Origin of the sequence: Nocardioides sp. YIM 152588 (assembly GCF_040191335.1) — a bacterium.
In the GTDB taxonomy this organism is placed as follows: domain Bacteria; phylum Actinomycetota; class Actinomycetes; order Propionibacteriales; family Nocardioidaceae; genus Nocardioides.
Genome location: NZ_JBEGDJ010000082.1, coordinates 1 through 11,559 on the forward strand (window position 1 = coordinate 1; position 11,559 = coordinate 11,559).

General features: G+C 74.4%; 9 protein-coding genes. All 9 read left to right on the forward strand.

What is annotated here, in order from left to right; all coding sequences use genetic code 11:
• On the forward strand, positions 1–1,339 hold a 1,339-nt coding region (locus ABLM29_RS21370; protein WP_349716623.1), incomplete at its 5' end, for a UDP-N-acetylmuramoyl-L-alanyl-D-glutamate--2,6-diaminopimelate ligase.
• Between the two features lie 5 nt (positions 1,340–1,344).
• Complete coding sequence (locus ABLM29_RS21375) at positions 1,345–2,784, forward strand: UDP-N-acetylmuramoyl-tripeptide--D-alanyl-D-alanine ligase (protein WP_349716624.1); 1,440 nt, start codon at positions 1,345–1,347, stop codon at positions 2,782–2,784.
• A complete protein-coding gene (gene mraY, locus ABLM29_RS21380) occupies positions 2,781–3,851 on the forward strand; it encodes a phospho-N-acetylmuramoyl-pentapeptide-transferase (RefSeq protein ID WP_349716626.1) in 1,071 nt (356 codons plus the stop codon). The genes ABLM29_RS21375 and mraY overlap by 4 nt, the downstream gene beginning before the upstream one ends.
• Positions 3,848–5,368, forward strand: coding sequence for a UDP-N-acetylmuramoyl-L-alanine--D-glutamate ligase (gene murD / locus ABLM29_RS21385; protein WP_349716628.1), 1,521 nt, complete (start codon positions 3,848–3,850; stop codon positions 5,366–5,368). The genes mraY and murD overlap by 4 nt, the downstream gene beginning before the upstream one ends.
• A 109-nt stretch (positions 5,369–5,477) precedes the next feature.
• Complete coding sequence (gene ftsW / locus ABLM29_RS21390; RefSeq protein WP_349716630.1) at positions 5,478–6,683, forward strand: putative lipid II flippase FtsW; 1,206 nt, start codon at positions 5,478–5,480, stop codon at positions 6,681–6,683.
• Positions 6,684–6,790: 107 nt separating this feature from the next.
• Entirely contained in the window at positions 6,791–7,897 is a 1,107-nt protein-coding gene (gene murG, locus ABLM29_RS21395) for an undecaprenyldiphospho-muramoylpentapeptide beta-N-acetylglucosaminyltransferase (RefSeq protein WP_349716632.1), read from the forward strand.
• Positions 7,894–9,363, forward strand: coding sequence for a UDP-N-acetylmuramate--L-alanine ligase (murC, locus tag ABLM29_RS21400; RefSeq protein WP_349716634.1), 1,470 nt, complete (start codon positions 7,894–7,896; stop codon positions 9,361–9,363). The genes murG and murC overlap by 4 nt, the downstream gene beginning before the upstream one ends.
• A complete protein-coding gene (locus tag ABLM29_RS21405; RefSeq protein WP_349716635.1) occupies positions 9,356–10,132 on the forward strand; it encodes a cell division protein FtsQ/DivIB in 777 nt (258 codons plus the stop codon). The genes murC and ABLM29_RS21405 overlap by 8 nt, the downstream gene beginning before the upstream one ends.
• Before the next feature lie 333 nt (positions 10,133–10,465).
• A partial coding sequence (ftsZ, locus tag ABLM29_RS21410; protein WP_349716636.1) for a cell division protein FtsZ occupies positions 10,466–11,559 on the forward strand: 1,094 nt, incomplete at its 3' end.

Sequence of the window (11,559 nt, forward strand, 5' to 3'; positions counted from 1 at the left end):
GGCGGCTGCCGGGCTGCTGGTGCTCGTCGTGCCGCACCCCCGCGCCGTGCTGGGGCGGGTCTCCGCCGGGGTGTACGGCGAGCCCGCCGCCGCGCTGCGCACGATCGGGGTGACCGGCACCCAGGGCAAGACCACCGTCACCCGGCTGCTCGACACGGGCCTCGGTGCCGCCGGCCTCCGCTCCGCGGTGATCGGCACCGTCGGCACCCGGATCGCGGGACGGGACGTGAAGACGGCGCTGACCACCCCGGAGGCTCCCGACCTGCACGGCCTCTTCGCCGCCATGCGCGAGCAGCGGGTCGTCGCGTGCGCCATGGAGGTCTCCAGCCACGCGCTGGTCCTGGGCCGGGTCGACGGCGTCGTCTTCGACGTCGCGGTCTTCCTCAACCTCGGCCGGGACCACCTCGACTTCCACACCGACCTCGAGGACTACTACCAGGCCAAGGCGTCCCTCTTCACCCCGGAGCGGGCGCGCCTCGGACTGGTCGACGTCGACGACGAGCACGGCCGCCGACTGGTCGCCGAGGCCGCGATCCCGATCCGGACGATGTCGGCGCGCGGCAGCGACGCGGACTGGTCCGCCACCGACATCGAGGCCGGCCCGGACGGCTCCACCTTCGTGGTGCTGGCGCCCGACGGGCGCCGGATCCCGGCCGGGGTGCCGCTCGCCGGGGACTTCAACGTCGGCAACGCGCTCGCCGCGATCGCCGCCGCCGACGAGGCCGGCTTCGACGCCACCGAGGTGGCCGCCGGCATCGCCGCGGGGCCGGGAGTGCCCGGCCGCCTGGAGCGGGTGCCAGGGCCGGCCGGCGCGCCGGACCCGGGGTTCACCGTCGTCGTCGACTACGCGCACAAGCCGGACGCCGTCGCCGCGGTGCTGCGGACCCTCCGGCCGGTGACGTCCGGGCGACTCTGCATCGTCCTCGGCGCGGGCGGGGACCGGGACACCGGCAAGCGCCCGCTGATGGGCGAGATCGCCGCCGCCACGGCCGACCTGGTGGTCGTCACCGACGACAACCCGCGCACCGAGGACCCCGCGCTGATCCGCGCCGCCGTGCTGGCCGGCGCCCGACCCGCGGCCGCCGCGTCGGGGGCGGAGGTCGTCGAGGTCGACGGCCGCCGGCGCGCGATCGAGGTCGCCATCGAGCGTGCCCGCCCCGGGGACGTCGTGGTCGTCGCCGGCAAGGGCCACGAGACCGGGCAGGAGATCGCCGGGGTGGTGCACCCGTTCGACGACCGCGAGGTGGTCGCGGCGCTGCTCGCCGAGCGTGCCCGCCGCGACGCCGCTGACAGGATGGCCGAGGAAGTGGCCGAGGAGATGGGGGACCAGCCCGGATGATGCCGATGACGCTGGCGGAGATCGCCGACGTGGTCGGCGGCACCGTCCACGCCCCCGACGCCGGTCTCGTCGTGGACGGCGAGGCCTACCTGGACAGCCGCAGCCCCGTGCCGGGCGGCCTCTTCGTCGCCATCGTCGGCGAGCGGGTCGACGGCCACGCCTACGCCGCCGGGTCGCACGCCGTGCTCGGCAGCCGGCCCACCGAGGCGCCGACGGTGGTGGTCGAGGACCCCACCCTCGCCCTCGGCCTGCTCGCCCGGCACCTGCTCGACCGGATCGACGCGACCGTCGTCGCGCTGACCGGGTCGCAGGGCAAGACCGGCACGAAGGACTACCTCGCCGGGGCGCTGGCCGCCGTGGCCGGCGCCGACGCGGTCGTCGCGACGGCGGCCAACAACAACAACGAGCTCGGCGTCCCGCTCACGGTGCTGCGCGCCGGCCCCGCGACCCGGTACGTCGTGGTCGAGATGGGCGCGCGCGGCGTCGGCCACATCGCCTACCTCTGCCGGGTCGCGCCGCCGCGCGTGGCCGCGGTGATCAACGTCGGGACCGCCCACATCGGCGAGTTCGGCAGCCGGGAGGCGATCGCCCGCGCCAAGGGCGAGATCGTCGAGTCGCTGCCAGCCGACGGCGTGGCCGTGCTCAACGCCGACGACGACCTGACCTCGGCGATGGCGTCCCGGACGCCGGCCCGGGTGCTCACCTTCGGCCGGGCCGGCGCCGTCTCCTGGCGCGACCTCGCCCTCGACGACCTGGGGCGCCCGTCCTTCACGCTGGTCCTCGACCCCGGCCCCGGCGGTGAGCGGCTGGAGGAGGCGGTGACGCTGCGCCAGGCCGGCGCCCACCAGGTGCTCAACGCCGCGGCCGCCACCGCGCTCGCGGTCGGCGCCGGCGTCCCCTTCGGCCCGTTCGCGCGGGCGCTGGGCGACGTCGCCCCGGCGTCCCGCTGGCGGATGGAGGTCACCGAGCGGCCCGACGGGCTGCGGGTGGTCAACGACGCCTACAACGCCAACCCCGAGTCCATGCGCGCCGCGCTGGAGGCGCTGGTCGCGATGGGGGCCGGCGGGCGTCGTACCGTCGCGGTGCTGGGCGAGATGAAGGAGCTCGGCTCCGCGCACGAGGAGGGGCACCGCTCGGTCGGCCGGGCGGCCGCCGACCTCGGGGTCGACGTGCTCGTGGTCATCGGCGAGCCCGCGTCCGGCATCGCCGCCGGAGCCGCCTCCGCCGCCGCTCCCGGCGCCGATCCCGGCGCCGAGGCGGGACCCGAGATCGTCCCGATGGTGGGCCGTGACGAGGCCGTCACATGGTTGCGGCAGAATGCTCGGCCGGAGGACGTGGTCCTCGTCAAGGCGTCGCGAGGCGCCGCACTCGAACAGGTGGCCGCCGCCCTCATGGCGGCCCCGGACCTCGAACAGATTCTCGGACAGGAGGGGTCGACGACGTGAGAGCGATCCTGCTCGCGGGGGCCATCGCTCTGCTGATCTCCCTGCTCGGGACGCGGACCGCGATCTCGTACTTCACGCGCTGGGGCTACGGCCAGGAGATCCGCGAGGACGGCCCGACCAGCCACCACACCAAGCGCGGCACGCCCACCATGGGCGGCGTGGTGATCATCCTCGCCGCGGTGGTCGGCTACTTCGCGGCCAAGCTGATCACGCTGAGCACCCCGAGCGCGTCGGCGCTGCTGCTGCTCTTCCTGTTCGTCGGCATGGGCGTCGTCGGCTTCCTCGACGACTTCATCAAGATCTACAAGCAGCGCAACCTGGGCCTGCGCAGCAAGGCCAAGATGATCGGCCAGACGGTGATCGCGCTGGTCTTCGGCTTCCTGGCGCTCTCGCCGTGGCTGGAGGACGAGAACGGGCGCTCGCCCGCCTCGGAGAAGGTCTCGTTCCTGCGCGAGATCGACTGGCTGGTGCTGCCCACGATCCTCGCGCTGCTGCTGATCTGGCTCCTGGTCACCGGCTTCAGCAACGCGGTCAACCTCACCGACGGGCTCGACGGCCTCGCCGCCGGCGCCAGCGTGATGGTGTTCGGCGCCTACATGCTGGTCAACATCTGGCAGAACAACCAGTTCTGCCAGGGCGACCCCAGCGCCACCTGCTACAACGTGCGAGATCCGCTCGACCTGGCGATCGTCTCCTCGGCGATCACCGGCGCCTGCTTCGGCTTCCTGTGGTGGAACGCCTCGCCGGCACGGATCTTCATGGGCGACACCGGCTCGCTCTCGCTCGGCGCCGCGCTCGCGGGCCTGGCGATCCTCACCCGGACCGAGCTGCTGCTGGTGATCCTCGGCGGCATCTTCGTGCTGGAGACGGTCTCGGTGATGCTGCAGGTCGGCTTCTTCAAGGTCACCAAGGGCCGGCGCATCTTCCGGATGGCGCCGATCCACCACCACTTCGAGATGCTCGGCTGGGAGCAGGTCACCGTGGTGATCCGGTTCTGGATCATCACCGGCCTGTGCGTGGCCACCGGCCTCGGCATCTTCTACGCCGAGTGGGTCTCCCGCCTGTGACCGACGCCCAGGGCCCGGACCCCACCACGCTCGGCCGCGCCGACTCCTGGGAGGGCGTCCGGGTGGTGGTCGCCGGCTTCGGCGCGAGCGGCGCCGCGGCCACCGACAACCTCCTGTTCCTCGGCGCGAGCGTGACCGCGCTCGCCGAGGACGTCGCCCCGGACCTGCTGGAGCGCGCCGAGCTGCTGGAGACCCTCGGCGCGCGGATCGAGCTGCACGCCGGCGCGACCGGGCGGCTGCCCGAGGACGCGGACCTGCTCGTGGTCTCGCCCGGCTTCCGGCCCGACGCGGCGCTGGTCGTCCAGGCCCTGGACCGGGGCCTCCCGGTCTGGGGCGAGGCGGAGCTGGCCTGGCGGCTGCGGGACCCGGCGAGCCCCGCGCCGTGGCTCTGCGTCACCGGCACCAACGGCAAGACGACCACCGTGCAGATGCTGGACTCGATCCTGCGCGCGGCCGGCCTGCGCAGCGTGGCCGCCGGCAACGTCGGGCTGCCGCTGACCGAGGCGGTGATGGACCCGGAGGCCTACGACGTGCTCGCCGTCGAGCTCTCCAGCTTCCAGCTGCACTACGCGGACACGCTCGCCGCCGAGTCCGCGGTCGTGCTCAACGTCGCCGAGGACCACCTCGACTGGTACGACGACGCCGCCGGACTGGGTGGCATGGCGGCCTACGCCGCCGACAAGGGCCGGATCTACGAGGGCGTCTCCGGGGCCTGCGTCTACAACGTCGCCGACCCGGTCACCGAGGAGCTGGTGATGGAGGCCGACGTCGTCGAGGGCGCCCGCGCCATCGGCTTCACCCTCGGCATGCCGGGCGTCGGGATGCTCGGCCTGGTCGAGGACCTCCTGGTCGACCGCGCCTTCATCGAGGAGCGGCAGACCAGCGCGGCCGAGCTGTGCAGCGTCGCCGACCTGGCCTCCTCGGCACCGCACTTCGTGGCCGACGCCCTCGCGGCGGCGGCGCTGGCCCGCGCCCACGGGATCAGCCGCAGCGCGGTCCGCGACGGGCTGCGCTCCTTCACCCCCGACCACCACCGGATCGAGGCCGTCGCCGAGCGCGACGGGATCGCCTGGGTGGACGACTCCAAGGCCAGCAACCCGCACGCCGCGGCGGCCTCGCTGTCGGCGTACGAGCACGTGGTGTGGGTCGCCGGCGGCCTCGCCAAGGGCGCCTCCTTCGACGACCTGGTCACGCGCTGGGGCCCGTCCCTGCGGGCCGCGGTGCTGATCGGCAGGGACCGCGACGTGATCGCCGACGCGCTTTCGCGACACGCTCCCGATGTGCCGGTGATCCTCGTGGACAGCGGTGACACTGACGGGGTAGACGGCGGCGGTGCGGGGGCTCCCCGGGCGCTGATGGACCGCGTCGTCGCGGCGGCCGCCGAGGTGGCCCGCCCCGGCGACACGGTGCTGCTGGCCCCGGGGTGCGCCTCGATGGACCAGTTCGCCGACTACGGGGCCCGCGGCGACGCCTTCGCGGCGGCGGTGCGGGCCAGGATCGGTGAGGACACCGATTGAACCGACGATGAGCTGAGAGACCGGGACGAGGAGGGTCGCCATCACCACCGCGCCACCCGAGCAGTCCCGCCGCCGGCTCGCGCCGGGCACCCCGGCCCGGTCCGGAGCGGTGCGCGCGCCCGCGGCCCGGCGCACCGGCTGGCTGGCCGGCGTCCGCGAGGCGATGGACCGGCCGCTCACCACGTACTACCTGCTGCTGGGCGCCGTCGCGCTGCTGCTCACCATCGGCCTGATCATGGTGCTGAGCGCGTCCAGCGTGTACTCCTACCGCAACCTCGACGACTCCTACGCCGTGGTCCGCCGCCAGCTGATGTGGGTGGCGATCGGCGTGCCGGCCGCCTGGGTCGCCTCCCGCGTGCCGATCCGGCTGATCCGGGCGATGGCCTACCCGGCGTACGTGCTCTCGCTGGTGCTGCTCACGCTGACCGCGCTGGTGGGCGTCGAGGTGAACGGCAACACGAACTGGCTGGCCGTGGGCCCCGTCCAGATCCAGGCCTCCGAGATCGCGAAGCTCTCGCTGGTCATCTGGGCCGCGCACATCCTGGCCGCGAAGGAGCGGCGCTTCGACCGCCTCAACGAGATGCTGGTCCCGGTCTTCCCGGGCATGCTGCTCGCGACCGCGCTGGTCGTGGTCGGCCGCGACCTGGGGACCGCGCTGGTCTTCATCGCGATCCTGCTCGGCATGCTGTGGGCGGTCGGCGCCCCGATGCGGCTCTTCCTGATGATCCTGCTGCCGATCGCGTCCGCGGCACTGGCGCTCGCCGCGACCGACGCCGAGCGGCTGGCCCGGATGGCGACCTTCATCAACCCGTTCAACGACTTCGAGAACACCGGCTGGCAGCCCGCCCACGGACTCTTCGCCATGGCCAGCGGCGGCGTCTTCGGGGAGGGCATCGGCCACAGCCAGCAGAAGTGGGGACGGCTCCCCGAGGCCCACACCGACTTCATCTTCGCGGTGCTCGGCGAGGAGCTCGGCCTGGTCGGCACGCTGCTGGTGATCGGCCTCTTCCTGACCATCGCGTACGCCGTGGTCCGCGTGGCGCGGCAGACGACCGACCCGTTCATCCGCTACGCCAGCTTCGGGGTCGCGGTCTGGCTGCTCGGCCAGATGATCATCAACGTCGGCATGGTGCTCGCGCTGCTGCCGGTGATCGGCATCCCGCTGCCGCTGGTCTCCTACGGCGGATCGAGCCTGGTGCCGACCCTGGCGGCGCTGGGCATGGTGATCGGCTTCGCGCGCCGGGAGCCGGCCGCCGCGCGTGCCCTGGCCCAGCGACGGCGAGCCCGCTCGGCCGGGCTCTCGGCCCGCCGGTAGCGTCGTCCCCGCACGGAGCCCGGCCACCGACGATCCACCGACGATCCATCGACGACCCGGCCGGCGACCCAGGTGGACGCAACCGCAGGAAAGGCGGAGACAGCTCGATGAAGGTCTTGTTGGCGGGCGGCGGGACGGCCGGACACACCTCGCCCCTGCTGGCCACGGCCGACGCGCTCCGGCGCGCCGACGCCTCGGTGGAGATCACCTGCCTGGGCACCCCGCGCGGGCTCGAGAACCGCGTGGTGCCCGAGGCCGGCTACCCGCTCGAGCTGGTGCCGCCGGTGCCGCTGCCGCGCAAGCCCGGCAAGGACCTGGCGATGGTGCCGCTGCGGCTGCGGGAGGCCGTCAACGCCGCGGTCGAGGTCGTCGACCGGCTCCGGCCCGACGTCATCGTCGGCTACGGCGGCTACGTGTCGATGCCGGCGTACGCCGCCGCCCGGCGCCGCAAGATCCCCCTGGTGGTCCACGAGCAGAACGCCCTGCCGGGCATCGCCAACAAGGTCGGCGCCCGGCTGGCGACCCGGGTGGCGGTCAGCTTCCCGGACACCCCGCTGCCCAAGGCCGAGTACGTCGGCCTCCCGCTGCGCCGCATGATCGCGACGCTCGACCGCCCCGCCCTCCGGGCCGAGGCGCGCGCCTTCTTCGGGCTCGACCCCGACCTGCCCACCCTCGTCGTCACGGGCGGCTCGCAGGGCGCCCGGCGCCTCAACCAGGCCGTCACCCGCGCCTCCGCGGCGCTCGGCGCCGCGGGCGTGCAGGTGCTGCACGTCGCCGGCCCCGCCGGCCAGGAGGACCCGACCTGGCAGGACCCGGCGGAGACCGGCCGGCCCTACGTGGTGCTGCCGTTCGTGGACCGGATGGACTACGCGATGGCGGCCGCCGACCTGATGATCTGCCGGTCCGGCGCGAACAGCGTCGTCGAGGCCGCCGCCAGCGGCGTCCCCGCGATCTTCGTCCCGCTGCCGATCGGCAACGGCGAGCAGGCCCGCAACGCCCGCCCGGTCGTCGACGCCGGGGGAGCGCTGCTGGTCGACGACGCCGACCTCACCGCCGACTACGTCGCCGACACGGTGCCGCGCCTGCTCGGCGACCCGGACCGGCTCGCCCGGATGGGTCAGGCGTCCGCGTCGCTCGTGCCGCACGACGCCGACGAGCGCCTGGCCGCGCTGATCCTCGAGGTCGGCGGCCGGACCGTGGGGGAGCGACCGTGAGGCTCCCCGTCCCCGAGGTGATCGAGCCCGCCGAGTCGCTCGGCCGGGTGCACTTCGTCGGCATCGGCGGCGCCGGCCTCTCCGGCATCGCCCGGATCATGGCCCGGCGCGGGGTCCCGGTGACGGGCAGCGACGACAACGACACGGCGTTCCTCCGGCCGCTGCGCGAGCTCGACGTGCCGATCCACCTCGGCTACGCCGCCCCGCACGTGGGCGACGCCGACACCCTCGTCGTCACCACGGCCGCCCGCGACGACAACCCGGAGGTGCTGGAGGCGCGCGAGCGCGGGCTGCGGCTGCTGCCCCGCTCGGCCGGCCTGGCCTCGGTGATGCACGGCCAGCGGGTGCTCGCCGTCGCCGGCACCCACGGCAAGACGACCACCACCTCCCTGCTCGCGGTCGCGCTCATCCACGCCGGCGCCGACCCCTCCTACGCCGTCGGCGGCGTGCTGAACGCCACCGGGCGCAACGCCGACCTCGGCGCGGGGGAGTACTTCGTGGCCGAGGCCGACGAGAGCGACGGCGCCTTCCTGGTCTACGACACCCACGCCGCGATCGTGCTCAACGTCGACGCCGACCACCTCGACGTGTGGGGCACGCCCGAGGCCTACGCCGCAGCGTTCGAGGAGTTCGCCGACGGCATCGACACCGACGGCTTCCTGGTCTGCGCCGTCGACGACCCCGGCGGCGCGGCGCTCGCCACCCGGCAGCGCGCCGCCGGCCGCCGGGTCGTCACCGTCGCCGTGGACGCCGCCGCGGCCGACCTGCGGGCGGTGGACCTGCGCGTGGTCGACGGCGGCACCACGTTCGCCGTGGAGCGCACCCGCGACGGTGCCGCCGAGACGCTCGGCGAGGTCGCGCTGCGGATCCCGGGCCGCCACTACGTGGTCGACGCGCTGGCCGCGCTCGCGCTCGGGCTGGAGCTCGGGCTGCCGTTCGCCGAGCTGGCGGCCGGCCTCGGCACGTTCGTCGGCACCGGCCGGCGGATGGAGCCGAAGGGCGTCGTCGGGAGCGGCGACGCGTCGATCCGGGTCTACGACAGCTACGCGCACCACCCCAGCGAGATCCGCGGCGACCTGGAGGCCGCCCGAGCGCTCGCCGGGGAGCACGGGCGGGTGGTCGCCTGCTTCCAGCCGCACCTGGTCTCGAGGACCCGCCTCTTCGGTGCCGGCATGGGCCACGAGCTCGGTGCCGCCGACGAGGTGGTCGTGCTCGACGTCTACGTGGCGCGCGAGGACCCCGACCCCGACGTCACCGGCGCGCTCGTCGCCGACGCCGTGCCGCTGCCCGCCGAGCGGGTGGCGTTCGTGCCCGACCGGGCGGGCGTCGTACCGGAGGCGCTGGCGCGGGTGCGCCCCGGCGACGTGGTGCTGACCCTCGGCGCCGGAGACATCACCGCCCTGGCACCCGTGCTGGTGGCGGCGCTGACGGAGCGGTACGGCGACGGGCGGCACGGCGATGGCTAGGTCGCGCGGGGAGGCCCCGGTCCGCGAGCGCGCCGAGGAGCGGCCCGAGGACCGCTCGCAGGAGCGCGCGCGGCGCCGCTTCGTGCGGCGGCAGTGGGCGCGCCGCTGGCTGACCTGGCGCTACGTCGTCGCCGGCCTCCTCGCCGCGGCGCTGGTCGGCTTCGGCGTCTACGCCGTCTACTTCTCCCCGTGGCTGCGCACCGAGGGCGCCCTCGTGCAGGGCACCGCCCAGCTGAGCGAGCGCGAGGTCCTCGAGGCGGCGGAGGTGCCCACCGGTGGCCCGCTCGCCCTCGTCGACCTGGACGCGATCGCCACCCGCGTCGGCTCGCTGGCCACGGTGCTCTCGGTGGACGTGGCCCGGGAGTGGCCGCACGAGGTGCGGATCGACGTCGTCGAGCGGACCCCGATCGCCGTGGTCGACGGCGGCGACGGCTACCGCCAGGTCGACGACGGCGGCCACACGTTCGGCACCGTGCGCCGGCTCCCGGACGACCTCCCGCTGATCGTGCTCGGCGCGGACGCCGACGACCGGGCGCTCGCCGAGGGCGCGGCGGTGGTCGATGCGCTCGACCCGGTCGTCGCGGCACTGGTCGACCACGTCGAGGTCGACTCGGTCGACCGGATCGACCTGGAGCTGCGCGACGGCCGCCAGGTGCGGTGGGGGAGCGCGGAGCAGGCGGACCAGAAGGCCGAGGTGCTGCTCGCGCTGCTCGACGTCGAGGCGCAGGTCTACGACGTCTCGGTGCCCGGGATGCCGACGACGCGCTGAGCTGATGGGCCGCCCGCCGCCGGTGCCCGGGGTCGTGTGCCCCACGCATCGCCATAGCGGGTCCTCAGGCACACGACCCGCCCCAGCAGCCCGCACACAGAATTCGCATGCGGGCGTCGCGGCGCGGCGTGTCGGCGCGGTTTGCCCCTGAGGTCTGCCTACTGTCGTTCCCACGACGAGGTTGACATAACTATAACCCTCAGCCTGAGGGTAAGGGTTGAGACCGAGTCGTCACCCGCCGCAGGGGTCGCACGCCGGCCGCTGCACCCCAGATCTCCTTCCCGGATCTCCCCGAACACCTACGCACCCCCCCAAACGAGAGGTGAAGCCGCCGTGGCAGCTGCACAGAACTACCTGGCCATCATCAAGGTGGTGGGCATCGGTGGCGGCGGGGTCAACGCCGTCAACCGGATGATCGAGGTCGGCCTCAAGGGCGTCGAGTTCATCGCCATCAACACCGACGCCCAGGCGCTGCTGATGAGCGACGCCGACGTCAAGCTCGACATCGGACGCGAGCTGACCCGCGGCCTCGGTGCCGGCGCCAACCCGGACGTGGGCGCCAAGGCGGCCGAGGACCACGCCGAGGAGATCGAGGAGGTGCTCAAGGGCGCCGACATGGTCTTCGTGACCGCCGGCGAGGGCGGCGGCACCGGCACCGGCGGCGCGCCCGTCGTCGCGCGGATCGCCCGCTCGCTGGGCGCGCTGACCATCGGTGTGGTCACCCGCCCCTTCCAGTTCGAGGGCGCGCGCCGCAAGAAGTCGGCGGACGAGGGCATCGAGCGTCTCCGCGAGGAGGTCGACACCCTCATCGTCATCCCGAACGACCGGCTGCTGCAGATCTCCGACCGCAACGTGTCGGTGATGGACGCCTTCCGCCAGGCCGACCAGGTGCTCCTCCAGGGTGTCTCCGGCATCACGGACCTGATCACCACCCCCGGCCTGATCAACGTCGACTTCGCCGACGTCAAGGCCGTCATGAGCAACGCCGGCTCGGCGCTGATGGGCATCGGCTCGGCCCGCGGCGAGGACCGCGCGGTCGCCGCGGCCGAGATGGCGGTGAGCAGCCCGCTGCTCGAGGCCTCCATCGACGGCGCCCACGGTGTGCTGCTCTCGATCGCCGGCGGCTCCGACCTCGGCATCTTCGAGATCAACGAGGCCGCCGCGATGGTGGCCGACGCCGTCCACGCCGACGCCAACATCATCTTCGGCACGATCATCGACGACGCGCTCGGCGACGAGGTGCGGGTCACCGTGATCGCCGCGGGCTTCGACGGTGGTACGCCGAAGCGCCGCGAGGAGGGCTCCAGCCTCCGTCGTGAGTCCCGCCCGGCCGCCGCCCCGGAGGAGACCCGCGCCGCCGCCGGTGCCGTGGCCTCCCGCCGCGAGGAGGCGCCGCGCCGCGCCCCCGAGCAGGCCGCGCCCGCCCC

Bases quoted from the DNA above. Each gene is read 5' to 3' on its own strand.
- murG (WP_349716632.1), top strand. From the start codon at position 6,791: ATGAAGGTCTTGTTGGCGGGCGGCGGGACGGCCGGACACACCTCGCCC.
- ABLM29_RS21375 (WP_349716624.1), top strand. From the start codon at position 1,345: ATGACGCTGGCGGAGATCGCCGACGTGGTCGGCGGCACCGTCCACGCC.
- ABLM29_RS21405 (WP_349716635.1), top strand. From the start codon at position 9,356: ATGGCTAGGTCGCGCGGGGAGGCCCCGGTCCGCGAGCGCGCCGAGGAG.